The sequence below is a fragment of the Paraburkholderia bannensis genome (assembly GCF_014200455.1).
Lineage (GTDB): Bacteria > Pseudomonadota > Gammaproteobacteria > Burkholderiales > Burkholderiaceae > Paraburkholderia > Paraburkholderia bannensis_A.
In genome coordinates, this window is sequence record NZ_JACHBW010000010.1 from 170740 (window position 1) to 196191 (window position 25452).

General features: G+C 64.6%; 22 protein-coding genes. 12 read left to right on the forward strand and 10 right to left on the reverse strand.

All coding sequences use genetic code 11. The features are described 5' to 3' along the window. Window positions 1–80: 80 nt before the first annotated feature. From F4827_RS18180 to F4827_RS18190, 3 genes are all read right to left on the reverse strand, one after another. On the reverse strand, window positions 81–455 hold the full coding sequence (locus F4827_RS18180) for a hypothetical protein (protein WP_183725599.1): 375 nt from the start codon (window positions 453–455) through the stop codon (window positions 81–83). 282 nt (window positions 456–737) lie between these two features. After that, window positions 738–2129 carry a sigma-54 dependent transcriptional regulator gene (locus tag F4827_RS18185; protein WP_183725600.1) on the reverse strand — a complete coding sequence of 464 codons (1392 nt, stop codon included), beginning with the start codon at window positions 2127–2129 and terminating at the stop codon, window positions 738–740. Between the two features lie 384 nt (window positions 2130–2513). Further along, on the reverse strand, window positions 2514–2831 hold the full coding sequence (locus F4827_RS18190; RefSeq protein WP_183725601.1) for a hypothetical protein: 318 nt from the start codon (window positions 2829–2831) through the stop codon (window positions 2514–2516). A 538-nt stretch (window positions 2832–3369) separates the two neighbouring features. On the opposite strand from F4827_RS18190, the gene F4827_RS18195 reads away from it, so the two are divergent. The 3 genes from F4827_RS18195 to F4827_RS18205 all read left to right on the forward strand — a co-directional run bounded on the left by F4827_RS18195 (window position 3370) and on the right by F4827_RS18205 (window position 5989). Then, on the forward strand, window positions 3370–4548 hold the full coding sequence (locus F4827_RS18195) for a sigma-54-dependent Fis family transcriptional regulator (protein ID WP_183725602.1): 1179 nt from the start codon (window positions 3370–3372) through the stop codon (window positions 4546–4548). Between the two features lie 344 nt (window positions 4549–4892). Beyond that, complete coding sequence (locus F4827_RS18200) at window positions 4893–5435, forward strand: hypothetical protein (protein ID WP_183725603.1); 543 nt, start codon at window positions 4893–4895, stop codon at window positions 5433–5435. An 8-nt stretch (window positions 5436–5443) separates the two neighbouring features. Further along, window positions 5444–5989 (forward strand): hypothetical protein, encoded by a 546-nt coding sequence (locus tag F4827_RS18205; protein WP_183725827.1) that lies wholly within the window; start codon window positions 5444–5446, stop codon window positions 5987–5989. 73 nt (window positions 5990–6062) lie between these two features. On the opposite strand, the gene F4827_RS18210 is transcribed toward F4827_RS18205, so the two are convergent. Continuing rightward, entirely contained in the window at window positions 6063–7412 is a 1350-nt protein-coding gene (locus F4827_RS18210; protein WP_183725605.1) for an AAA-associated domain-containing protein, read from the reverse strand. Window positions 7413–7496: 84 nt separating this feature from the next. Continuing rightward, window positions 7497–9272, reverse strand: coding sequence for an ABC transporter permease subunit (locus tag F4827_RS18215; protein ID WP_183725607.1), 1776 nt, complete (start codon window positions 9270–9272; stop codon window positions 7497–7499). Window positions 9273–9916: 644 nt separating this feature from the next. Here F4827_RS18215 and F4827_RS18220 point away from each other — a divergent pair. Next, on the forward strand, window positions 9917–11596 hold the full coding sequence (locus F4827_RS18220; protein WP_183725615.1) for a sensor domain-containing diguanylate cyclase: 1680 nt from the start codon (window positions 9917–9919) through the stop codon (window positions 11594–11596). Window positions 11597–11784: 188 nt separating this feature from the next. After that, complete coding sequence (locus F4827_RS18225) at window positions 11785–12051, forward strand: hypothetical protein (protein ID WP_027816578.1); 267 nt, start codon at window positions 11785–11787, stop codon at window positions 12049–12051. 153 nt (window positions 12052–12204) lie between these two features. Here the strand turns inward: F4827_RS18225 and F4827_RS18230 are convergent, their stop codons facing one another. Together F4827_RS18230 and F4827_RS18235 are read right to left on the reverse strand one after the other, a co-directional pair. Next, window positions 12205–13518 (reverse strand): ATP-binding protein, encoded by a 1314-nt coding sequence (locus tag F4827_RS18230; RefSeq protein ID WP_183725617.1) that lies wholly within the window; start codon window positions 13516–13518, stop codon window positions 12205–12207. Next, window positions 13502–14233 carry a response regulator gene (locus F4827_RS18235; RefSeq protein WP_027816580.1) on the reverse strand — a complete coding sequence of 244 codons (732 nt, stop codon included), beginning with the start codon at window positions 14231–14233 and terminating at the stop codon, window positions 13502–13504. The genes F4827_RS18230 and F4827_RS18235 overlap by 17 nt, the downstream gene beginning before the upstream one ends. Window positions 14234–14474: 241 nt before the next feature. On the opposite strand from F4827_RS18235, the gene F4827_RS18240 reads away from it, so the two are divergent. Next, window positions 14475–15044: a periplasmic heavy metal sensor gene (locus F4827_RS18240; RefSeq protein ID WP_183725619.1), complete on the forward strand. Its 570-nt coding sequence runs from the start codon at window positions 14475–14477 to the stop codon at window positions 15042–15044. Window positions 15045–15166: 122 nt separating this feature from the next. Here F4827_RS18240 and F4827_RS18245 read toward each other — a convergent pair whose 3' ends face one another. Then, complete coding sequence (locus tag F4827_RS18245; RefSeq protein WP_183725621.1) at window positions 15167–15865, reverse strand: pirin family protein; 699 nt, start codon at window positions 15863–15865, stop codon at window positions 15167–15169. A 455-nt stretch (window positions 15866–16320) separates the two neighbouring features. On the opposite strand from F4827_RS18245, the gene F4827_RS18250 reads away from it, so the two are divergent. From F4827_RS18250 to F4827_RS18270, 5 genes are all read left to right on the forward strand, one after another. Further along, window positions 16321–17097 (forward strand): ABC transporter substrate-binding protein, encoded by a 777-nt coding sequence (locus tag F4827_RS18250; RefSeq protein WP_183725623.1) that lies wholly within the window; start codon window positions 16321–16323, stop codon window positions 17095–17097. A gap of 296 nt (window positions 17098–17393) precedes the next feature. Beyond that, entirely contained in the window at window positions 17394–18083 is a 690-nt protein-coding gene (locus F4827_RS18255; RefSeq protein ID WP_183725625.1) for an ABC transporter permease, read from the forward strand. Between the two features lie 41 nt (window positions 18084–18124). Beyond that, on the forward strand, window positions 18125–18838 hold the full coding sequence (locus F4827_RS18260; RefSeq protein ID WP_183725829.1) for an ABC transporter permease: 714 nt from the start codon (window positions 18125–18127) through the stop codon (window positions 18836–18838). 16 nt (window positions 18839–18854) lie between these two features. Continuing rightward, on the forward strand, window positions 18855–19637 hold the full coding sequence (locus F4827_RS18265; protein WP_183725627.1) for an ABC transporter ATP-binding protein: 783 nt from the start codon (window positions 18855–18857) through the stop codon (window positions 19635–19637). 606 nt (window positions 19638–20243) lie between these two features. Beyond that, on the forward strand, window positions 20244–21395 hold the full coding sequence (locus tag F4827_RS18270; protein ID WP_183725629.1) for a porin: 1152 nt from the start codon (window positions 20244–20246) through the stop codon (window positions 21393–21395). Between the two features lie 209 nt (window positions 21396–21604). On the opposite strand, the gene F4827_RS18275 is transcribed toward F4827_RS18270, so the two are convergent. Next, window positions 21605–21943: a P-II family nitrogen regulator gene (locus F4827_RS18275; RefSeq protein ID WP_027816588.1), complete on the reverse strand. Its 339-nt coding sequence runs from the start codon at window positions 21941–21943 to the stop codon at window positions 21605–21607. 89 nt (window positions 21944–22032) lie between these two features. After that, window positions 22033–24126 carry an NAD(+) synthase gene (locus F4827_RS18280; protein WP_183725632.1) on the reverse strand — a complete coding sequence of 698 codons (2094 nt, stop codon included), beginning with the start codon at window positions 24124–24126 and terminating at the stop codon, window positions 22033–22035. 151 nt (window positions 24127–24277) lie between these two features. Here F4827_RS18280 and F4827_RS18285 point away from each other — a divergent pair, with 151 nt between their 5' ends. Further along, a complete protein-coding gene (locus tag F4827_RS18285) occupies window positions 24278–25450 on the forward strand; it encodes a GNAT family N-acetyltransferase (protein ID WP_183725634.1) in 1173 nt (390 codons plus the stop codon). Window positions 25451–25452: the final 2 nt, after the last annotated feature.

The window sequence follows — 25452 nt, forward strand, 5'->3', positions numbered from 1 at the left end:
ACTCGTACATAAAAGGGCAGAATCGGTAACGATCGTCCGGCTCGCGACGTCAGGCGGCCGGATATTGCGCCGCCACAAGCTCATTCGGATACGTCGAAAGCGCCCACGCCCTGCGCGGCGAGCTTCGGCCCTAAATCGGCGTGACAGGTCCAGCCGGCCCAGTGTGCCCACCCGGTCCATCCAGCCCATCCAGCCCACGCGGCGCGAGTGGCCAACTGGGCGGTCCTCGCGAAACGCGCCCATTCCTCGCGCGCCCGTTGCGAAGACGACGCCACGCGCATCGCCGGATAAAGTCGCGGATCGATCGAGCGCGGCACCTCGCCCGGTTGCGGCGGCGGGTCGCCCACCGGCGGCACGTCGGGCGTGCCGGGTTGATCGGGCTGCGGATCGGGTCGCGGGGTGTGCGCGAGCCAGGGCTTCACGCGGGATGGATCGGATTGTCGGCAGATTGGCATGGCGCGCTCCTCGCTAGGTTCCATGGAGCGCATTGCAAGCCACGTACCAGCGCACAGAGCAGCGCACCAAGCTGCGCACTAAGCAGCACCCCAAGCAGTGCACCGGGAACCGCGCAAAGCCATGCGCGCCCCGGCGCGCGAGGCGCTCGACGGATCGCAGGATGCAAATGCAGAGCAAGCGGAGAGACTACGCAGAGGTGGGATTTACATCGCTTGCAGGCAAGCGCCGCGAGATGGGCGCTGCCTGCTCAAGAGATAGCAAGTGGCAAAACGAGCGGAACATCAGCTCGCGGCACGCGCGGGCGCTTCGCTCTTGCCGCCGCCACCGCCCGTCTCATTGCCGTACTCGACGAGGCGGTTGTAGAGCGTCTTCAGGCTGATGCCGAGAATTTCCGCCGCGCGTGTTTTCACGCCGCCGCACTGCTCCAGCGTCGCGAGAATCAGCTGGCGATCGGCATCGGCAAGCGAGGTGCCAAACGGGATCGTCACCGCCGTCCCCGCCACCGGCTTCGACAGCGAAATCTGCAACGGCACCGCCGCCGTCAGATCGCCCTCGTTTCCGGCCATGATGTGCGCGCGCTGCACGTAGTTCTTCAGTTCGCGCACGTTGCCGGGCCACGGATAGGTAGCCAGCATCTCGCGCACCGCCGCCGGGAACTGCTTCTTCGTGCCGTGACGCTCGTTCAGTTCGTCGAGGAAGGCCTGCGCCAGCAGTTCGACGTCCTTGCCGCGCTCGCGCAGCGGCGGCAGGTTGATCGGGAACACGTTGAGGCGGTGATACAGGTCCAGACGCAGCTTGCCCTCGGCGACGGCCTGCTCCGGGTCGCGGTTGGTGGCCGCGATCAGGCGCACGTCGGTCTCGATTTCCTTGGTCGTGCCCACACGCATGAACATGCCGGTTTCGAGCACGCGCAGCAGCTTCACCTGCAGCTCGATCGGCATTTCGGTGATTTCGTCGAGGAACAGCGTGCCGCCGTTCGCGCGCTCGAAATAGCCCTTGTGCTGGCGATCCGCGCCGGTAAATGACCCGCGCTCGTGGCCGAACATCTCCGATTCGATCAGGTTCGGCGAGATCGCGCCGCAATTCACGGCGAGGAATTCGTGCTTGCGGCGCAGGCTCAGCTGGTGAATGGTTTGGGCGGCCACTTCCTTGCCGGTGCCCGATTCGCCCACCAGCATGACGGAAGCCGGCGTGACCGCCACGCGGCTGATCTGGTCGTACACGTCCTGCATGGCCGGCGAATTGCCGAGCATCAGACCGAAGCGGCCCATGCGACGCAGTTCGCCGCGCAGATTGCCGATTTCGGCCTTGAGATCGCCCGCGCGCGGCAGGCGGTTCAGGATCGCCTTTACGCGCTGCAGGTTGATCGGCTTCACGAGGTAGTCGATCGCGCCGTTCTTGAGCGCGTCCACGGCCGTCTCCACGGTCGCGTGGCCCGTGATGACGACGAGCTCCACGCCGGAGCGCGGATCGAGGTCCTGGAACAGGTCGGTGCCGCTGCCGTCCGGCAGCTTCAGGTCGGTGAAGACCACGTCGGGCATCTGCCGGATGAGCTGGATGCGCGCCTCGCGCAGATCGCCGGCCTGGGCGGTGGTGAGCCCGTCTTCGCCCACCACGGCGGCCAGCGCTTCGCGCGTTTCTGCGTCGTCATCGACAATCAATACATGTGGCATCGCGTCTCGTCAGCCCTGAAAGGTGAGTGGTTCCCATGCGCGATACATGCCACGCCGCGAGCAGGACGGACACGCCGGACAATCTCAGCCGGCGCCGCGAGCCTGGGCGGTGCATGTGATGCGCTGCAGTGGGGTGCGAAACGGTCGGGTGCGTTCAAGACGGCTAACGCGCGGTTTTAGCTGCACTGTAGCGACAATGCGCAACAATACCGCGCGCAACGCGCAACCCGAACCTCGATTGTTGTAGATATCACTATTATAGACAGTTTCGAGATCGCCCGGCGCGCGTTTCCCAACGCTCGTGCACAAACCTGCCGAGCGCCGCGCGCGCGATGGGCCTCGCCCTGCGGCCCGCTCTAACGGGCCTCACGTCCATCCGTAGCATCAATGCCGCGTTGCGGAATCCGCGTCGCTGGTCGGAAACGGCCATGCGGCGCCGGTATCGTCGCGCGCCGCGTTGTGCTCGTTCATCGATGCAGGCGCCGTCGCCGAGGCTGACTTCGCCGTTGCTCCATGCTCCGCCTTATTGGCCGATTCGGACAGCGAGCCGCCCTCGTCCTCCCAACGGCTCAAATCGCCATGCAGATGTTGGCGCTGCATGCGGTGACGCTGCGACCAGCGCAAGGCCAGCATGCCGGCCGTCGCGCCGAGCGCGCCCACCGCAAACAGGGTTCCGAACAGGCCAGGCTTGTTCTTCGACATTTCGATTCTCCCAGTATTTTTGCCAGACGCGCGACAGATAGGTTGGCGCATACCGTGCGTGCGGCTATCCGGTTCGACGCATCGCATCTAACGTAGACGCGTACGCCCTATCGAAGTTGCGCAGCACGAGGCGTGCCAGCCAGGCCGAAAACCGGCAAAAATAACGCGATCGTTGCAAAAAACACCGATAGTGCGCTAATGGGCAGCCAGCGCCCAGCCGCCTGACAGCCGCCTGACAGCCGCCTGAGACCGGCCCGCAACCGCCATTGGAGCGAAGATCCGGGCACGTCCATTGCCCTGCGAGGCGTCGCAGTGGTTAAATGTTTACGAGATGGAAATCCTGCGACCGCCGGCGCGACATCGTTCGCGCGTATCCTGGCTGGCGGCGGCCCGTCCGAAGCAGCGCACCCGGCCATATGAAGCATCGTGCGCGCAGCAAGGTTCGCAAATGCGCGCAAGCGGCGCGCCACACGAATGCATATCGGCCTGGGGCATACCGGCTCCGTGCCACTTACCAACTTTGCAGGACGAATAACCTATGGCGTCAATCGAGCCGGGCTCGCCCGCCGCCGAACGAGATGAACCGCGCACCACGCGTGACGAACGCGAAGCGCGCCGCAACGAGAAGGGTAACGAACAAAGTCGCAAGGCAGGCCGTGAATCTGGCCGTGAATCTGGCCGTGAAGCGCCTGCGGCTCAACCACGCGTTCCAGGTCTGCAATCCTATGGCTTGCTGTACGGTTCGTCGGCGATCATGCAGGAACTCTACGCGCAGATCGAGCGCGTCTCGGTCACCGACGCCACTGCATTGATCGTCGGCGAATCGGGCACCGGCAAGGAGCTGGTCGCGCGCACGATCCACGACCGCAGCGATCGCCGCGATGGTCCGTTCATCGCCGTGAACTGCGGCGCGATCCCCGACGAGCTGATCGAAGCCGAACTCTTCGGCCACGAGAAAGGCAGCTTCACCGGCGCGGTGCAGGCGCGCGACGGCCACTTCGAGCACGCGCGCGGCGGCACGCTGTTCCTCGACGAAGTCACCGAGATGTCGCTGCTGCATCAGGTCAAGCTGCTGCGCGCGCTCGAAACCGGCGACTATCGTCCGGTCGGCAGCAACGAAACGATCCACGGCGATGTGCGCATCATCGCGGCGACCAACCGCGACCCCGTCGTGGCCGTGAAGGACAACGCGCTACGCGAGGACCTGATGTATCGCCTCGCCGTATTCCCGCTGCGCGCTCCGCCGCTGCGCGAGCGCGAGCGCGACCGCGAACTGCTCGCCCAGCTCTTTCTCACCGAGCTCAATGAGCAAAGCGGCACGCAGAAGGTCTTCAGCAAGCGTGCGCTCGAAACCGTGCGCAACTGGTCCTGGCCCGGCAATGTCCGCGAGCTGAAAAATGCCGTGTACCGCGCGTTCATCCTCGCCGAAAAGCAGGTCGAGATCGCCCATCCGCAACTCGTGCCCAAGGTGAAAAAACCGGTCACGCAGGGTGATGCGATGAGCGTGTGGATCGGCACGCCGCTCGCCGACGCGCAAAAGCAGATCATCCTCGGCACGCTCAAATTTTGCGGCGGCGACAAGCGTCTCGCGGCGCGCACGCTGGGCGTGAGCCTGAAGACGCTCTACAACCGTCTGGGCAGTTATGGTGCGGAAGGCGGCGATGCGCCGCTGGCCGACGATGGGGAAAACGACGACGAGGCACGCGACGCCGGCTAAGCTCCGAGTGATTAAAAACGCAGGATAAAACCGCGCTAAAACGCACAAAAAGGTCGTGCTCGCAACCATGCAACGTCAAGCGGCGCACGACCTTTTGCAATTTCTTGCATTTTCCCTATCCCGTTTGCAATTGTCATCCTGCACAATCCGCAGCACGAAATAGCACCCTGTTCTCATTCAAAGGTGCCTCAATACGTGCTGGAACGTTGCGCTGGGCGACGTCCAGCCGCCAGCTGCAGGGAATGAACATGCAAGAACGACGTGCCTGGGCGTGCAATGCGCCATCGTCGGCACCGCGCAATGCGCCGGGCTTCGGCCTCGCGGTTTCGCGGACCCGAATCCTCATGACGGCAGTGGCAGGCTGGCGACGCAGCGCGTCGCTCACGCTGCTCGCGGCAGCCACCAGCCTCGCCTGCTCCGCGTGCAGCTCGCTCTACTCCGAAGGCGCGATCACGGGCGCCGGTATCGGCGGCGCGGCGATCGCCTCGAAGGTCACCAGCAACGCCGCGGTCGCCACCGGCATCGGTCTGGGCGCGGTTGCCGCTGCCAAAGCCGGCGTGCAGTATTCCGAGCGCGTCGTGCACCGCAACACCCAGGACAGCATCGCCAAGGCTGCGGGCCCGCTCGACGTGGGCGGCGTCGCGCCCTGGTCCATCGTCCATTCGTTTCCGATCGAAGAAGCCGCGCATGGCCGCGTGACCGTGAGCCGCGCGATCAGCACGGGCGCGCTCGACTGCAAGGAGATCGTGTTCTCGGTCGATCACGACGCGACCAGGGACAAGGCCGCCGCCAGCGCCTTCTATGTGGCTTCGGTGTGCCGCGACGGCGAAAACTGGAAGTGGGCTTCGGCCGAACCCGCCACCGACCGTTGGGGCGCGCTGCAATGAGCGGCGCCATGCGCGTAAGCCTGAGCGCCGCCCGCGCCGCCTTCGCCATGCCGGGCGCTCGCCTGCTGGCGCTCGCGGCTTTGTGCACGGGCGTGGCGCTGGGCGCGAGCGGCTGCTCGTCGATTGGCGCGGCGAGCGGCGCGGCGGCGGCAGCGGCCACCGGCATCGCCACGGCCAATCCCGCCATCGGCGTGGGCGTGGGCATCGCCGTGCAGGCAGCCACCGACGAAGCCGTCGCCCGCTTCATGAAGAGCATGCACGCCGATCAGCAGGAAATGATCGCTGAAACCGCCGGACGCCTGCCCGTGGGCGGCAGCGACAGCTGGCGCATCAAGCACAAGCTGCCGGTCGAGAACGGTCACGGCGAGGTGCGCGTGACGCGCGCGTTCGCGTCGGCGCTGGCGCTGTGCAAGGACTTCGCGTTCTCGGTCCAGGGCGGCGACAAACCCGATTCGCCCGAGCAGTGGTACACCGCGAGCGCCTGTCAGGACGAAAGCGGCTGGAAATGGGCCACCGCCGAACCCGCCGTCGAGCGCTGGGGCACGCTGCAATAACGCTTCGCGCTGCACGAAAAAAACGGTCGCCGCAGCGACCGTTTTTCATTTCCGATCCGCAAAAACCGCTGGATCAGGACTCGACGTCTTCCAGACTGAAGACTTCCGACTGGTCGTTGTAGGAGAAGATTTCGCCGTAACGGCCCCAGTCGATCACGGTATCGAGCGTTTCTTCCGCCGCGCCGTCCGAAAGGAAGTCTTCCAGCTCCTGCTCGAAACGCACGCGCGGCGCACGATGGCCCGGACGCTCGTTGAGCACCTTCTTGATCCGCGCCGCGAGCGGCACATGCCGCAGCAGATGTTCCGCGAACATCATCTTGCGCTCCTGGGTGCCGAACTCCGCGAACACGCGCGCGGGCGGCGTGAGCAGCACATCGCCTTCGCGCACATCGGCGAAACCGAGATGCTGGAGCACTTCGGCGATCGGGAACAGATCGTCCACTTCCAGATGCAGCGAGCGCGCGATTTCCGGCATGTCGGCGCGGCCGTGGTAGGGCGCCGCCGCCAGCGTTTCGATCAGACCCGCCATCAGGTTGGTGGACACGCGCGGCAGCCAGCTACCCAGTTCCAGGCCCTTCTTCGTCGATTCGTCGGTCTGGCGCGCGGTCATCTTCGCGTAGATGTCGTCCACCAGCTTGCGGAACGCCGGGTCCAGGCGGTTGCGCGGATGCTTGAACGGCACCTTGATCTCGGCGACCACCCGGCCAGGATTGGACGACAGCACCAGAATGCGGTCGCACATGAACACCGCTTCTTCGATGTTGTGCGTGACGATCAGGATCGACTTGATCGGCAGGCGACCTTGCGTCCACAGGTCGAGCAGGTCGGTGCGCAGCGTTTCGGCGGTCAGCACGTCGAGCGCCGAGAACGGCTCGTCCATCAGCATCAGATTCGGATCGACCACCAGCGCGCGCGCAAAGCCCACGCGCTGACGCATGCCGCCCGACAGCTCGCGCGGATAGGCGTTCTCGAAGCCGTCCAGACCGATCAGGTCGATGGCGGCCAGCGCCCGCTCGCGGCGCTCGCGTGCGCCGACGCCCTGCGCTTCCAGGCCCGCTTCCACGTTCTGCAGCACGGTGAGCCACGGGAACAGCGCGAAGGTCTGGAACACCATCGCCACGCCTTCGGCGGGGCCGTCCAGCGGCTTGCCGCGCCACGTCACCTCGCCCGCCGTCGGCTCGATCAGGCCGGCGATGATACGCAGCAGCGTCGATTTGCCGGAGCCCGAGCGGCCCAGCAGGCCGACGATCTCGCCTTCGCGCAGTGACAGATTGGCGTCGTCGAGGACGAGCAGTTCGCCCTGGTTCTTGTTGAAACCCCGGCATACGTTCTGCACGCGCAGGAGTTCTTCGCCGATGCGCGGCGGATTCGGCGCCGTCTGAACGTCGCCGTGCGGAGTGCTGAGGGTCTTCGGGTTTTGCATCGCTTTGCCTTCCAGCGTTCGATTTTTCGATCAGTTTCGTGGCGCGCTTATGGCGCTTATGCGTCGGTCGCGACTCAATCGCGATCAGTCCAGCCGCAGCTTCGACTCGGCGTAGGTGTACAGCGGACGCCAGAGCACGCGGTTGAACAGCGTGACGAACAACGACATCACGGCGATGCCGAGGATGATCTTCGGATAGTCGCCGGCGGCGGTCGTCTGCGCGATATACGCGCCAAGACCGTGCGCGGCCACCTTGGTGTCGCCCCACTGCACGAACTCGGCGACGATACTCGCGTTCCACGCGCCGCCCGACGCCGTGATCGCGCCAGTGATGTAGTACGGGAAGATGCCCGGCAACATCGCCTGACGCCACCACTGCGCACCGCGGATATGAAAGTTCTTCGCGGCCTCGCGGTAGTCGTTCGGATAGGCGCTCGCCCCCGCGATCACGTTGAACAGGATATACCACTGCGTCCCCAGCACGATCAGCGGCGACAGCCAGATGTCAGGATTGAGGTGAAAGCGCACGATCACGATCACGAACACCGGGAACAGCAGGTTCGCGGGGAAGGCGGCGAGGAACTGCGCGAGCGGCTGGATTTTTTCGGCAAGCGCCGGGCGCAGACCGATGATCACGCCCAGCGGCACCCAGATCACCGATGCAATCGCGATCAGCAGGATCACGCGCAACAGCGTGATGAAGCCGAGCACCAGCACATGGCCCACTTCGTCGAGCGACACGCCCGTGCGCACAAAGGCGACCACGCGCCACACCACATAAACCGTGAGCGCGATGACGAACACCGTCCAGAGCGCGTCGCCGAGCTTGCCGCGCAGGCCGCCAGCACCCGCCTTCGCGGGCGCGGCGCGCTGCACCACCGGGAACGAGGGCAGCGCGAACGGCAAACGCAACGGCACGCGCGCGGCCTTGGCGAAGAGCCAGCCAAGCGGCACCAGTAGTTGATGGATCAGATGGGTGCGGCGAAACAGGTTCAGGAGCCAGGATTCCGGTGCGTCGCCCGAGCTGGTGTTTTCCATGCGGAACTTGTCGGCCCAGGCGACCAGCGGGCGGAACAGGAACTGGTCATAGGCCAGGATCACGACCGTCATCGCCAGAATCACCCAGCCGATGGCGTGCATGTTTTTCTCGGCGATGGCCTGAGCCAGATACGCGCCGACACCCGGCAGCGTGATGGTGTTGTTGCCCACCGTGATGGCTTCGGAAGCCACCACGAAGAACCAGCCGCCCGACATCGACATCATCATGTTCCAGATGAGGCCCGGCATCGAGAACGGCACTTCCAGTTTCCAGAAGCGTTGCCAGCTGGTCAGATGGAAGCCTCGCGACACCTCGTCCAGATCGCGCGGCACCGTGCGCAGCGACTGGTAGAAGCTGAAGGTCATGTTCCACGCCTGGCTGGTGAAAATCGCGAAGATCGCCGCGAGTTCGGCGCCCAGCACGCGCGAGGGAAACAGCGCGAGAAAGAACGTGACCGTAAACGAGATATAGCCCAGCACCGGCACCGACTGAAGAATGTCGAGAATCGGCACCAGCACCAGGCCCGCACGGCGGCTCTTGGCCGCGAGCGTGCCGTACACCAGCGTGAAGATCAGCGAAGCGACCATCGCCGCCAGCATGCGCAGCGTGGTGCGCAGCGCGTACTCAGGCAGATTGGCCGGATCGAGCGAAATCGCCTGGGTCTTGAGCACGGCGATCGGCGCCATGGTCTCGTGGAACCCGACGGCCGCCATCGCAATCAGGCAGATGATGAGCGGAAACGCGACGAAGTCCCAGCGATTGGGCAGCACGCGCCACGCCGAAGCATTGGCCGTGCGGCTCAGGTTGAAGCTGAAGTCCATTCAGGCGCCCTCCCCGCGTTGCGGTAGATGAATACGAGACACAAAGGCGCTGCGCACAACGGCACGACGCGCAAGCTGCAGCGGAGAAAGGAAGAGGCGGAAAACGCCGACGGGAAAGGCAAGACGCATGGACTCGGTGTTTCGTTAGCGTGGATATGCTTGGGCGCGGTAAGCGGCGCGGGTCGGCCTTGCTCAGGAACGGCACGACACTACACCAACATTCGTGACAGATTCAACCTTGCAGGCGATATCGGCGATACGCCGCAAAGTCCCGCCAGACGGGGCTTTCGGGCTGCTTTCGAGGGCATTCCGGCGACCTTCCAGCGGCTGTCGGCGCGGTTGCGCTGCTGGCCTTGCGGCGATTTCGCCGCGGCTGCGTTGCCGCCCCGCCCTGCCATGCGCACTGCATGATGCGCAGCGCCAAACAGAGCGCTAAAGGTCGCAGGCGCAGGTTTTGTGTAGGTATACCGGACCTATGCGCACCTTTTGCGCCTTCTTCCCTGTCATTCGAGAGTTAAAATCGCGTCACGGCAAGGCTCGCCGACCGTCCAGACAGTCCCGACAATTCCGGGAGCCGAAGGATGCCGTGTCACGACGCCGGGTTACCCGAGCGCCCACCCCCGCATTCACGAACCAGAAGGCCGATGAACAGGAGACTCTTGCGTCAGGCTGCCGGACCCATCGGGGTCGTGGTGGTCGCGCTCGTCTGCTGGCTGGGCGCCGGCTGGCTCGCCGATCGCATGGTGCGCCAGGAACTCGATAGTGCGCTCGCCTCGCAACGTCAGATGACGCGCTCGGTGGTCGACAACATGGCCGAGGTCATCGCCAGCGACCTGTCGATGTCGCGCGCCATCCCCGCCACCATGGCCGAAACCCAAATTGTTCAGCAGGCGCTGACTACGGCCGCGCATTATGCCGCCTCGCACGCCTCGACGGAACTGGCGCGGCGCGAAGAACTCCAGCACGTGAGCGAGCTCACGGGCGTCAACCGCTTCCTGCACGACGCCCAGGGCTTCTCCGGCCTCGACGCGATCTGGCTGGTGAACGCCAACGGCATCTGCATCGCGTCCAGCAACGCGATGGACAAGATTTCCTACGTGGGCGTGGACATGCGCCCGCGCGCCTACCTCACCGACACGCTGCTCGGCGCGTTCTCCGAAACCTATGGCGTGGGCAGCACCAGCGGCGAGCCCGGCATCTTCGTGGCTGCCCCCGCCTACGACAACGGCCTGCTGGTCGGCGCGGTAGTCGCCAAGGTCAGCATCGCGCGGTTGCGGCATTGGGTCACGCATCCGGGCACCTTTGTCTCCGACGGCAATGGCGTGATAGTGATGGCGCACGACAGCAGCCTCGAAGGACTGGCGATGCCCGGTTCGCACGTCGAGGAGATGAACGCCGTCGATCGCGTGAACACCTATCTGCGCGAGCGTTTCAGCGAGATTTCCCTGCAAAGCGCTGCGCGCGCCGCCACCTCGCAGGCGCCGTGGATGCCCGAGGCGGACGCGCAGTCGCTCGTCGATCTGCCCGGCCATCACGCCCCCGCGCTGTACGAGGAGCGCGGCGGCCTCAATTCGGGTCTGTCGGCGCATCTGGTCGAGCCGGTCACCGCGTGGCCCGAACTGCTTGCCAATCATCGGCGCGACCGGCTGCTGATTTTTCTGACGCTGGCCGGTTCCGCGGCGCTCGCCGCGGTGATTTCGATTTCATGGGTGCGCGAGCGGCGCCTGCACCGCGCGAGCCGCGATCTGACCGGCCAGTTGCAGGCCGCGAATGCGCTGCTGGCCGCCGAGGCGCGCCACGATGCGCTCACGGGGTCGCTGTCGCGGCGCTACTTCCTCGACCTGCTGCGCCGCGAAATCGACGCCGCCTACGCAAGCGGCAAGCCCTTGTGCATGGCGATCGCCGATCTCGATCACTTCAAGCAGATCAACGACCGCTTCGGCCATCCGGCGGGCGATCGCGCCTTGCAGCATTTCGTCGAAACCTGCCGCGCCGAACTGCGCTCGGACGATGCGGTCGGGCGGCTGGGCGGAGAGGAGTTCGGCATCCTGCTGCCCGCCACCGCGCTGGCCACCGGCCACGACGTCATCGAGCGGCTGCGTCGCGAAGTCAAGGCGAGTCATTGCGTGGGGCTGCCCGCCGAAGCCAACCTGAGCGTGAGCATCGGCATCACCGAACTCGCGTCGTCCCAGGATCAGCCCGAGCGCCTGATGAGCCGCGCCGATCTCGCGCTCTATATGGCCAAGGCGGGCGGGCGCGACCGCTGCGAAGCCATGACCGCCGATGGCGCGGTGCCGCCGCGCACTGCCGCCGAAACATGGTGATCTGCGTAACAAACCGAAAGCCGCCCGCATGGTGCGCTGCAAGACTCGGCCGGGGCAATCGCCGCTAACGCGGTATCATCGGTTAAATCAGTCAAGCGGGGTGCGTCGTTTGCCCGTGCCGTGCGGCGTCATGCGGCGCGCGTGCGTGAAGCGATGCACCGTAGTCACAGCACATTGAGGAGGCATGCATGAAGGGAAATCTGGTCATCGTCTGTCGCGATCAGGATGCTCTCGCGTTCGACCAGTTGATGGTCGAATACGGGGCGTTTCAAACGCGCCTGTCATCGACCGCGTGGTACCTGAAGCTTGAGGCCGCGCCTGAACTGGTGCAGGAGGAGATTCTCGCGCGCCTGGGCAAGTACACGACGCATTACATCTTCGAAGCGGGCAGCGTGACGTACAACACCGTCGACAACGAAGCCGCCGCCGCGCTCGACACGCTGTTTTCTGTTTGATCGACGCTCAATTGGCGTTTGATTCAGGCTGGAGCCGGATCTGATCCGCGCTAGATTTGCGCCCCGTCTTGCAGACTGCAACACGGGCGCGCCCGCCGAAACCCACTCCGAAACTCACTCCCAAGCGCTCACCAGATCTGCGCCGCGAGGCGCTCACCAGATCTGCGCCGCCTCGGCGACCGTGCGCTCGACGACTTCGAACGGGAAGGTCATCCGCACGGCCAGGCCGCCGTTTTCACCGTTGCCGATGGCGATCTCGCCACCCGCACGCCGCACCAGACGCTCCACGATCGCCAGCCCCAAACCGCTATGGCCGTTGCCGCCGCGCGCCGGATCGAGCCGCACGAATGGCCGGCTGGCCTGCGTGAGATCCTGATCGGCGATGCCCTTGCCGTGATCGCGCACGGTGAGCGTGAAGCCGTGCGAACCGCGCGACGTCTCGATCACCACCGGCGGCGCGCCATAGGCATGCGCGTTGTCGAGCAGATTCGACACCACGCGGTCGAGCGTGGCCGCGGGCAGACGAAAGTCCGGCCCGGCCTTGAAGCGCCGCTCGATCATGAGCGTTTCGCCGCCCACCGTGCGGTAGTTGCGAGCGATGCGCTCGCACTGGTCGTCTACTTCGAGCGGTTCGCTGCGGTCCGCGCCGTCGTGCGCGAACACCAGAAACTGATCGACGATATGCGCCATCGATTCGACGTCGCGCACCACGCCGTCACGCATCTTCTGCTCGTCCATCATTTCGGCGCGCAGGCGCAAGCGCGCAAGCGGCGTCTTGAGGTCGTGCGCCACGCCCGCGAGCATCACGGCGCGGTCTTTATCGGTGCGCTCGACTTCCTTGACCATCTGGTTGAAGCCGCGCGTGAGCTGACGCAACTCGCGCGGCCCGCGCTCGGCCAGCGGCGGAACCGGCTGGCCGCGGCCGAAGCGCGCAACCGCATGAGCGAGCGCGCGCAGCGGCTTTTGCACCATCCACGCCGCCACCAGCGCGGCCACCAGCGCCGCCGAGAAAATGATGATGAACCACGGCGCGCGGTCGATCGGGCGCATGATGCGCAGCGGCTGGCCAGGCACGACGATCCATTGCGCGTCGGCCGGGCCTTTCACCCACAGCGTGGGCGCACGGCCGGGCAGGCCCACGCGCACCTCGGTGCCAGGCGGCATGCGCTCGCGCATGTCGTCGATAAAGCGGCGCAGCGGCTCGGGATAATCGTCGCGCAGCGCGGGCACGTCGGGGCTATCCGCCTCGACCACGCGCACGCGCGACGGCAACGGCTGGTCCGGCTCGCGTTCGACGTGCTGACGCACGGCGTCGACGAGGAACATCGCCTCCTCCACCGCGTAGCGCGTTTGCATCTGGTCGCGCTCAAGACGCATGAGCGCGAACCAGGCGACATGCGAGAAAAGCAGAACGCCGATAAAGAGCAGCGCCAGCCGCCCGAACAACGAATCAACCGGCCGGCGCATGGCTGCCCTGCTCGCCGTCCGGAACGAACACATAGCCGCGGCCGCGCACCGTCTGGATAAAGCGCGGCGTGGACGGATCGGATTCGAGAATGCGGCGCAGACGCCACACCTGCACGTCGATGCCGCGGTCGGTGCCGTCGTATTCCGGACCGTGCAGCAGTTCGAGCAGGCGCTCGCGCGTGAGCGTGCGCATGGGGTGATTAACGAAGATCTTCAGGAGCGCGAACTCACTGCCCGACAACATGATGGGCTTGCCTTCCTGCTGAAGCGTGCGCGACTGGAAATCGAGCGTGAAGCGGCCGAACGAGAACGGCTCGCGTTGTTCGGGCGCGGCCGCCGACGGCACCGTGCGGCGGCGGCGCAGCACGGCCTGCACGCGGGCCAGCAGCTCGCGAGGGTTGAAGGGCTTGCCGAGGTAATCGTCGGCGCCGAGTTCGAGGCCGACGATGCGGTCCACGTCGTCCGCGCGCGCGGTCAGCATGATCACGGGAATGTCGTCGCCCGACGCGCGCAGCTTGCGCAGCGCCGTGAGGCCGTCCACGCCCGGCATCATGAGATCGAGCACGATCAGATCGGGGCGCTCGCGCTCAAGGCGGCGCTCAAGCGAGCCCGCGTCGTGCAGCACCGACACTTCCATGCCTTGCCGCGCCAGATAGTCGCGCAACAGATCGCGCAGTTCGACGTCGTCATCGACGACCAGAATTTGAGTAGCCATGGGACGAAGTTTAACGCGCGTGTGAGGGCCGTTTGCTTACACGGACCGGGTTTGGGTTACGGGAAGTTACCGCGAAAGGGCGCCGTAATGTCGCGTAATGTCCGCGCCCCAGGCGGTAACACGTGGGGCGCAATCGCTCGATACGCTAGGGGCACCGGTTGCGAACGCCCGCACCTTTTTGCGAAGCGAAGCGACGTGACACACCGGACCAAACCTTCAAGGATTTGTCAGGAGCTTCACCATGTACAAGACCCCTTTGCGCCTTCTCGCGATCGCCGCTGCCTCTCTCGCACTGACCTTCGGCGCCACCGCCGCCCACGCCCAGACGCCGCCCCCGCCCGCGGGCGGTCCCGGCATGATGCACGGCCACCACGGTGGGCCCGGCGGCCCGGGCATGCACGGCGATTTCATGATGGCCGCCAAAAAGCTGCACGACAAGCTCAACCTGAACGCCACCCAGGAAAAGCAGTGGCAAGCCGCCGTCGACACCATGAAGCAGAACGGCGAAGCGATGCACAGGAACCACGAGCAGCTCAAGCAGCAGTTCGACGCCCAGAAAAACCAGCCGATCCTCGATCTGAGCGCAATGCACAACGCGCATCAGCAGATCGATCAGCAGGATGCGCAACTGCGCGAGCAGACCGCCCAGGCCTGGCTGACCTTCTACAACGGCCTGAACGATCAGCAGAAGACCACCGTGAGCGCGGCGCTCAAGGAGCACTTCGCGAAGATGGAACAGCGCCACGAGAGGATGCGCGAGCGCTGGGAGCAGCATGAAAAGGGCGCGGCGTCGGCTCCGGCTGGACAGTAAGCGCTGGACAGCGAGCATTAGCCAGGCGCCTGAACCGGCGGGTTGATTGCCCGCCTGAATGAAAAAAAACGCCGCGGGATTTCGCATCCCGCGGCGTTTTTTGTTAGCGCTTGCGTCGGCGCTCAAGCGACATCGAACAGCAGCACCTCGGCCGTGTCGCCATTCGCAAGCGTGACCGTTGCCTCGGCTTCGATCATCGCCGCGTCGCCCGCGCCCAGGCGCCGGCCGTTCACATCGAGCGTACCGCGCGCCACATGCACATAGGCGCGACGCCCCGCCACCAGCGCGTAGTCGGCACGTTCGTCGCCGTCGATCAGCGCCGCGTGGATCGACGCGTCGGTCTGCACCGTGACCGATCCATCGCGCCCGTCGGGCGATGCGATCACGCGCAGACGGCCGCGCTTGTCGGCGTCGTCGAAGCGCTTTTCCTCGTAGCCCGGCGCGCCGCCGCGTGCGGATGGCAACAGCCAGATCTGCAGCAGATGCGCTTCTTCGTCCTGGGAGGCGTTGAATTCGCTGTGCATCACGCCGGTGCCCGCGCTCATGCGCTGCACGTCGCCGGGACGGATGGTCGAGCCGTTGCCCATGCTGTCGCGGTGCGCGAGCGCGCCCGAAAGTACATAGGTGACGATTTCCATGTCGCGGTGGCCATGCGCGCCAAAACCCTGGCCGCCGGCGATGCGGTCGTCGTTGAGCACGCGCAGCGCGCCGTAGTGGACGTGTTCTTCGTCGAAATAGTCGGCGAACGAAAAGCTGTGATACGAGTCGAGCCAGCCGTGGTTGGCGTGGCCGCGTTCGTCGGAGCGTCGGATGGCAAGCATGGGTTTCTCCGCTGGGGTCATGTTCGTGTCGATGACAGAAGATAGGGGCGATCGGGCGCGCGGACAATCCGCAGCAGCGCACCGGATCGTTTCGCCAGCAACATCAATCAAGGTCCCCCGAACGCCGATTAGCTTCATTTGGAGCGCTACCCTGTCAGACCGAAGCCACAGCGGCATTGGGAACGATCCGCGCGGGCTTGCGCTTCGGGTAAAATACCGCCCTTTTCGGCCGGCGCCACCGTCCGCGTCTTCGCACGGCTTTACTACGTTCGGGGCCGCCAGCCGGCACGCATCGGTCGGGGACGCATCACGCGTCCGACCCGCATTTTTGATCGCCTAAAATGGCGGCGCCCGGTCATGAGCCGGCCCGCAGGCGAGCGGCCCGCGCCGCGGCGTCGATCGAATGGCTCCTCGCGACACCCCGCGACGAGCCGCGCCCGTGTATCAGGAGAAAGATGAAGAAGTTCGCAGTGTGCTTCGCGCTCGCCCTCGTTGCAGGCAGCGTCGCGGCCAAGGATTGGAAAACCGTGCGTATCGGCGTCGATGCGAGCTATCCGCCGTTCGAGTCCAAGGCCGCCAGCGGCCAGATCACCGGTTTCGACGTCGATCTGACGAAGCAGCTGTGCGCGCGCATGAACGTGAAGTGCGTCTGGGTCGAGAACGACCTCGACGGTATCATCCCCGCGCTCAAGGCCCGCAAGTTCGACGCGATCGTCTCGTCGCTGACGATCACGCCGCAGCGCCGCCAGCAGATCGACTACTCCGACAAGATGTTCGACGCGCCCGCGCGCATGATCGCGCGCACCGGCTCGCCGCTGCTGCCGACGGCGGAATCGCTCAAGGGCAAGAACGTGGGGGTCGAGCAAGGCTCGACCCAGGAAGCCTACGCCAAGGTGCACTGGGCCTCGAAGGGCGTCAATGTGGTCTCGTACGCGAACCAGGACCAGGTCTACCAGGATCTGATGTCGGGCCGCCTGGACGCCACGCTGCAGGATGAAGTGCAGGCCGATTACGGCTTCCTCAAGACGCCGCGCGGCAAGGGCTTCGGCTGGGCCGGCCCTGAAGTCGAGGATCTGGCAACGATCGGTGACGGCACCGCCATCGGCCTGCGCAAGGACGATGCTGACCTGAAGGCGAAGTTCAACGCGGCGCTCGCTTCGATGCACAAGGACGGCACCTTCGACAAGATCGCGAAGCAGTACTTCGACTTCGATATCTACAAAGGCAGGTAAGCAGGCTGGAGCGTCCGGGGGGCTGCCCCGATAGACCGCGCGGGGCCATCGTATAAAGTGGCAAGCTCGCATCGTCAACCTCGCAGTTGCAAGCTCACCGCAGGAACCGGGCAATGGCAATCCGCCGTGCCCGGGCAGAACAACGGACCATCGCACCAACGGGAACGCGGCCAGCAAGGGGGAGTGTGACCCTCTGCGGTCGCGCATGAACGGCAATTGAACCGCGGCAGCGACTGCCGCGTCTTTCGCGGGACACGCCCCACGTTTTTCGAGGGCGCCCCGTCAGGGACTCACCTATGTTTCTTCAAGGCTACGGCCCGCTGATCCTCGCCGGCACCTGGCAGACCGTCAAGCTGGCCGTCCTCTCGCTCGTGCTGTCCTTCGTGCTGGGCCTGCTGGGCGCGGCGGCGAAGCTGTCGAAAAACCGCGTCGTGCACGGCGCGGGCACGGCCTACACCACGATCATTCGCGGCGTGCCCGATCTCGTGCTGATGCTGCTGCTGTTCTACAGCATCCAGATCTGGCTGAACATGGTCACCGACCACTTCGGCATGGATCAGATCGACATCGATCCGTTCCTCGCGGGGGTGATCGTACTGGGCTTCATCTACGGCGCGTACTTCACCGAGACCTTCCGCGGCGCATTTCTCTCTGTGCCGCGCGGGCAACTGGAAGCGGGTCACGCCTACGGCATGACCAACTGGCAGGTGTTCACGCGCGTGATGTTTCCGCAGATGATGCGCTTCGCGCTGCCCGGCATCGGCAATAACTGGCAGGTACTGGTGAAGTCCACGGCGCTGGTCTCCATCATCGGTCTGGCCGACGTGGTGAAGGCCAGCCAGGACGCCGGCAAGGGCACGCTGCGGTTCTTCTTCTTCACGCTGCTCGCGGGCGCGATCTATCTCGTCATCACGACCGTCTCGAACTTCGTGCTCATGTATCTCGACAAGCGCTACTCCACCGGCGTGCGCAAAGCGGATCTCTGAAGCGACTCAGGCACAGGACAAGGCCAACGACAATGCAAGACCTGATCGAGCTGATCCAGCAATACTGGCGCAACTACCTCTACTCCGACGGCTATCACTTCAGCGGCGTCGCCATCACGGCGTGGCTGCTGGTGGTGTCGATCGGCCTGGGCTTCTGCCTCTCGGTGCCGCTCGCCGTGGCGCGCGTCTCGAAGAAGAAGTGGCTGTCGGGCCTCGTGTGGCTCTACACCTACATCTTCCGCGGCACGCCGCTCTACGTGCAGTTGCTGCTGTGCTACACGGGCCTCTACAGCCTCGACATCATCCGCAATCACGAGCTGACGAGCGCGTTCTTTCGCAGCGGCATGAACTGCACGCTGCTTGCGTTCACGCTCAATACCTGCGCGTACACCACCGAGATCTTCGCGGGCGCCATCAAGGCCACGCCCTATGGCGAGATCGAAGCGGCGCGCGCGTACGGGATGAGCCCGTTCACGCTGTATCGGCGCGTGATCCTGCCGTCGGCGCTGCGCCGCGCGCTGCCCTACTACAGCAACGAAGTCATCCTGATGCTGCACGCCACCACCGTGGCCTTCACGGCGACCGTGCCGGACATCCTGAAGATCGCACGCGACGTCAATTCGGCCACGTATCAGTCGTTTGGCGCTTTCGGCATCGCCGCCGTGCTGTACCTGATCATTTCTTTCACGCTCGTGTGGCTGTTCCGCCAGGCCGAGCGCCGCTGGCTCGCATACCTGCGACCGCAAGGCAAGTGAGCCATCGAGGTCATAGATGAATTCCCAGAAGCAAAAACTTTTCGTCGATTCCATCCACAAGCAGTACGGCGACAACGAAGTCCTCAAGGGCGTCTCGCTCAAGGCCAACGCGGGCGATGTGATCAGCGTGATCGGCTCGTCGGGTTCGGGCAAGAGCACGATGCTGCGCTGCATTAACTTTCTTGAGCAGCCGAACTCCGGGCGCATCGTGGTGGACGGCGAAGAAGTCGCGACCAGGACCGACCGCCGCACCGGCGCGCTGGTGGCCGCCGACGTCAAGCAGCTGCAGCGCGTGCGCACCAGGCTGGCGATGGTGTTCCAACACTTCAACCTGTGGTCGCACATGACCGTGCTGGAAAACGTGATCGAAGCGCCGGTGCATGTGCTCGGCCTCTCGCGCAAGGAAGCCGAGGACCGCGCGCGCGTCTATCTGGAGAAGGTGGGCCTCGCGCCCCGCGTCGAGAAGCAGTATCCCTCGCACCTCTCGGGGGGCCAGCAGCAGCGCGTGGCGATCGCCCGCGCGCTCACCATGAACCCCGACGTGATGCTGTTCGACGAGCCCACCTCCGCGCTCGACCCCGAACTCGTGGGCGAAGTGCTCAAGGTGATGCAGAAGCTCGCCGAGGAAGGCCGCACCATGATCGTCGTCACGCACGAAATGGGTTTCGCGCGCAACGTGTCGAACCACGTGATGTTCCTGCATCAAGGCCGCGTGGAAGAGGAAGGCGTGCCCGCCGAGGTGTTCGCCAACCCCAGCAGCGAGCGTCTGCGCCAGTTCCTTTCGGGCAGCCTCAAGTGATCGTCGACTGACGAACTACGGCATGTAGTTGCCAGCATCCGTCAACTTGCGATGTAGTAAAAGTAGTATTTCAAGGCGCTTTCAGCGCCTTTTCTTTTTTCTTTCACAGAACCACTGACAGAGCGGAATTTTCGGTAAAAAGCGCGCTTTTCGCATTACTCCTGCCCGTTTCGTCCGTCAATAGTGGCAATCCTGAAGATGCCCTGGTGGAATCCGTGCGTGCCTTGTCCTACAAGGATTTAGGCATACTTTTCGGATTGCGCTGACCACCATCCAGGAAGTGCATATTGCAATTTGACGACACCCCGCAGGCCGCGCGCGATTTCGTTCGCCAGAGCGGACCTTTTTTGCTAAATTAGTAACCAAAGTAGCAAAACAAAGTTCATTAAAAGTAGTTTCACTTCAAATAAGAACGGGAGATGCCAGTCAACCAGGGGATCTGCATGACGACTCGAACAGGTTGTCCTGCTCGCATCGTTCCGTAATACGCCGATCCCTCGGGTCACACTCCCTTTACGCGACTATTTCTGTCCGCAGCACCCCGAAGGCGCGCGGACGTCTTTCGCAGTACTAAGGTTGACTCTTTGACAGGGTATGGAGGAGAAGATGAAGAAAGCATTGCTCGCCGCGGCTTTGATGTCTGCTGGCGTTCTCGCGCATGCGCAAAGCAGCGTGACGCTGTACGGCCGCCTCGACGCGGGTTTCGCCTACATCAATGGTGTTGGCACGGGCGGCGGCACGGGCGCTGCAACCAGCGGCAAGAGCCAGGTTCAGCTCGAAAGCGGCTACTGGGGCACCAGCCTCTGGGGTATGAAGGGCGTTGAAGACCTCGGCGGCGGCAACAAGGCACTCTTCCAGTTGGAAGGCAGCTTCAGCACCGCAACGGGTCAAGGCCCGGGCGGCGGCGGTCTCTTCAATCGTTGGGCAACGGTCGGTATGTCGAACGACCAGTTCGGTACCCTGCTGCTGGGCCGCGAACTGTTCATCTCCAACGGCATTTGGGACTTCGACCCGTTCGGTCAGTCGAACTGGTCGTCGGCGTCGCTCGTGCGTGGCCGCAACTGGCCGCAGTCGAGCAACAACATTTCGTACCAGTCGCCGAAGTTCGCTGGCTTCGACGTGTACGGCCAGTACTCGTTCTCGAACGCAACGAGCTGGAACGGCAACGGTACGACCACGCAAGGTCGTGAAGACGGTCTGCAACTGACGTACACGAACTCGCTGTTCCAGATCCGCGGCCTGTACGACGAAATCCGCAACCCGACCAACGGTACGCTCGGCGGCGCATACGATCCGACCGGCGTGAACTCGGCCAACACGGGACAAGGCGTGTTCGCCTTCTCGCGTGACTATATGGCGATGGTCAACGTGTTCCTGGGCCCGTTCAAGATTCAAGGCGGCTATGAAGCCATCCGCTCGTCGGGCATGACGGGTCTGGCAATCGGCCAGCCGAGCACGCTCGATCACGAATGGGGCGGTGTGACGTGGCAGCTGACGCCGGCAGCCGCGCTGATCGCAGCGGTCTACCACGTGAACGCCAACAACGGCGGCGGCAACGCCACGCTGTACACGGTCGGCGGCTCGTACAACCTGTCCAAGCGCACGCTGCTCGATATTCAGGCAGCCACGGTGCAGAACAGCAAGTCGGCCAACTTCGGTCTGAACGCGAACAACTACGGTACGTCGGCTGCGACCGGCAACCCGCTCGTCGGCCACAGCCAGAGCGGTGTGTACGCGGGCATCCAGCACTCGTTCTAAGTGTGTGAGCGCGGGCGTTGCAGCCCGCGCCAACACCTGAACCGGGTGTAGACAGAACAGCTACATCGACGTTTTCACGCTGCTGCGAGAGGCGCGTATCGGTGCGGTGTCCGAAAGGGTACTGCACCGTTTTTTATTGTGGGACGGGCTGCGAGTGTGACTTGCAGCGCCGTCCCTTTGTTCTTTTGCGGCTTGAATCGACGCGCGGCTTAAACCGCTGCTTCGTTCTCTTCGCCGGTACGAATGCGGATCACGCGTTCGACGTCGGTGACGAAAATCTTGCCGTCGCCAATCTTGCCCGTGCGCGCCGCGCCGATGATCGCGTCGATCACCTGATCGCTCTGATCGTTGGCGACCACCACTTCGATCTTCACCTTCGGCAGGAAGTCCACCACGTATTCGGCGCCACGGTACAGCTCCGTATGGCCCTTCTGGCGGCCGAAGCCCTTGACTTCGGTGACGGTCAGCCCGGTGAGGCCCACTTCGGCGAGCGCCTCGCGCACTTCGTCGAGCTTGAACGGTTTGATGACGGCGGTAATGCGTTTCATGGCGTACCTCTAGGCAGGTTGTGTTGTTCGGTTAAGCAGTCACGCTAAAACGGCGTTGATCCTGCAATTCTACGCTGCGCGCGCGCCGCTCACGCCGTGGGCTCGTGCGTGGGCACGCGATCGAGATCGGCGAGCCACACCACGCTTTCCGAGTCGCTCGGCGCACGCCAGTCGCCGCGCGGCGAGAGCGAGCCGCCCGAGCCCACCTTCGGCGCGTTCGGAATGCAGGTGCGCTTGAACTGGCTGGTGCGGAAAAAGCGGTCGAGGAAGATGCGCAGATTGCGCTTGATCGCCGCCAGATCGTAAGCATTGCGCGCGACCCTGGCGTTCTCGGGCCACGCGCCCGCCTCGCGGTCACCCCAGGCGTGACGCGCAAGGAAGGCAACCTTGGTGGGCGCGAAACCGAAGCGCAGCGTGTAGTAAAGGTTGAAGTCCTGCAACTCGTACGGGCCGATGGTGCTTTCGGTCTTCTGCTCGGGCGCGCCGTCGGTCTTGCCGGGGATCAGCTCCGGGCTGATGTCGGTGGCGAGGATCGCTTCGAGCACGTCCGCGCCGCTTTCGCCGTTCTGGCCGATCTGCCCGGTTTCCGCGACCCAGCGCACCAGATGCGTGATGAGCGTCTTGGGCACGCTGGCGTTGACGTTGTAGTGCGACATGTGATCGCCCACGCCGTAAGTACACCAGCCGAGCGCCAGTTCGGACAGATCGCCCGTGCCAATCACGATCGCGTGATTGAAGTTGGCGAGGCGGAACAGGTGATTGGTGCGCTCGCCCGCCTGCACGTTTTCGAAAGTAATGTCGTAGGCCTCCTTACCTTCCGAATACGGATGGCCAAGGTCTTCGAGCATCTGCATGCAGCTCTGGCGAATGTCGATCTCGCGCGCCGTGCAGCCCACGAGGTTCATCAGTTCGCGCGCCTGGCGCAGCGTGCGCTCGCTGGTCGCGAAGCCCGGCATGGTGTACGCCAGGATATTGGCGCGCGGCAGCCCGAGGCGGTCCATCGCCCTGGCGCAAACCAGCAGTGCGTGCGTCGAATCCAGTCCGCCCGACACGCCGATCACCACCTTCTTGATGCCCGCCTGTTGCAGGCGCTGCACCAGCGCCTGCACCTGAATGTTGTAGACCTCGTTGCAGCGCTCGTCGCGGCGCTTCGGGTCGGCCGGGACGTACGGGAAGCGTTCGACGCGACGTTCGAGCGCGAGCACCTCACGCGTCCACGCGCCCTCGCCCGCCGACTTGCTCCCCAGTTCGCAGCGGATCACGCGGAACTTCGCGACTTCGTCGGCGTAACGGCGGACCGAATCGCCGAAGGTGGTCTGGCGAATGCGCTCCTGCTGCAGCCGTTCGAGATCGACATCGGCGAAGATCAGATGCGAACCGGCGAGAAAACGCTCGGACTGCGCGAGCAGTTCACCGTTTTCGCAAACCAGTGCCTGGCCGTCCCATGCCATGTCGGTGGTCGATTCGCCCTGGCCCGCCGAGGTGTAGAGATACGCCGCCAGACAACGCGCCGATTGCTGCGACACCAGTTGTTGCCGATAACCCGCCTTGCCCACCACCACGTTCGACGCCGAGAGATTCACCAGCACCGAAGCGCCGGCCAGCGCCGCAAACGACGACGGCGGAATCGGCACCCAGACGTCTTCACAGATTTCCACGTGAAAGCGCAGCCCCGGAATCTGCGCCGCCTCGAACAGCAGCGACGCGCCGAACGGCACCTGGGCACCCGCAATGTGCACGCTATCCACGCTCGCGCAATCGGCGGCGCTGAACTGGCGCGGCTCGTAGAACTCGCCGTAGTTCGGCAGGAAACTCTTCGGCACGATGCCTGCGACCTGGCCGCCCGCGACCACCGCCGCGCAGTTGAAGAGCGCATGCCCCACGCGCACCGGCAGGCCCACGATCATCGCCAGCGGCAATTGCGCCGAAGCTTCCACGATCTGCGCGAGCGCCTGTTCGCAGGCATCGAGCAGCGCCTGCTGATGGAAAAGATCGTCGCAGCTATACGCCGATAAACCGAGTTCCGGAAACGCGACCAGCGCCGCGCCTTTGGCGGCGGCTTCGCGCGCGAGCGCGAGCGTCTGGGCGGCATTGAAGGCCGGATCGGCCACGCGGCAGCGCGGCACGCCCACGGCCACGCGCGCGAAACCGTGCGAGTAGAGATTGAAGAAGCGCTCTTTCATTTCGATAACCGATAAGCGAATAGCTCGAAGGCCGTGGAGGCAGGATGGCGAGTGCGGTCTAACCTCGCGGTCTCAACCCGCGGCCTCACCCGTTCGGGTCGTTTGCTTTACCATGGCCGTTTGCACAGCGCAGCAAACACGGGCACGCCAGTTGGACAAGGAACATTTCGATTATCGCACGGGCATTATCGGCTCACCGTCGGAGCTGGACGCCGCCGAATGGAACACTCTGCTCGCGCGCCAGGCGCAGCCGACGCCGTTTCTGCGCCACGAATTCCTCGCGGCGCTCGACGCCGCGCGCTGCGCCACGCCCGACGCGGGCTGGGCCCCGCAATTCGTCACGCTTACCGATGCGCGCACGGGCCGGCTGGCCGCCGCCGCGCCGGTCTACCTCAAAGGCCACTCCTACGGCGAATACGTGTTCGACTGGGCCTGGGCCGATGCCTACAAGCGCAACGGCCTGGAGTACTACCCGAAGCTGCTGTGCGCCGTGCCGTTCACGCCGGTCCAGGGCACGCGCCTGATGGCCACCGACGAAACCGCGCATCGCCATCTGGCCGCCACGCTGCTCGCGTTCGCCGAGCAGACCGATGTGTCCTCGCTGCACGTGCTGTTTCCGACCGCGGAGGACGCGGCCGCGCTCACTGATCTGGGCATGATGCAGCGCGAAGGCGTGCAGTTTCACTGGCTCAACGACGGCTATCGCGACTTCGAGGACTTTCTCTCGACGCTCGAACAGAAGAAGCGCAAGAACATCCGCGCCGAACGCCGCAAGGTGCGCGACGCGGGCGTGACGCTCAGGCGCATTCGCGGCGAAGACATCCGCGACGAAGACTGGCGCTTTTTCAGCCGCTGCTACCGCCAGACCTACCGCGAGCATTTTTCGTCGCCGTATCTGAATCTGGACTTCTTCCGCATGATCGGCGCGAGCATGCCGGAGAACCTGCTGCTCGTGATCGCCGAATACGAAGGCAAGCCGATCGCCAGCTCGCTGGTGGTCTATCAGCGTGATGCCGATGGCAAAGGCGGTACGCTCTACGGCCGCTACTGGGGGGCGCTTGAACACGTGCCCTGCCTGCACTTCGAGACCGCGTACTACCAGCCGCTGGAATTCTGCATCGAGGAAAAGCTCGCCGTGTTCGAAGGCGGCGCGCAGGGCGAGCACAAGATGGCGCGCGGCTTCATGCCGACGGTCACGCGCTCCGCGCACTGGCTCGCGCATCCGGCCTTCTCGGATGCGGTCGCGCGCTTTCTGGAAAGCGAGACCAACCAGATCCACGCGTATGTGCACGAGTTGAACGAGCACAATCCCTTCCGAAGCTGATC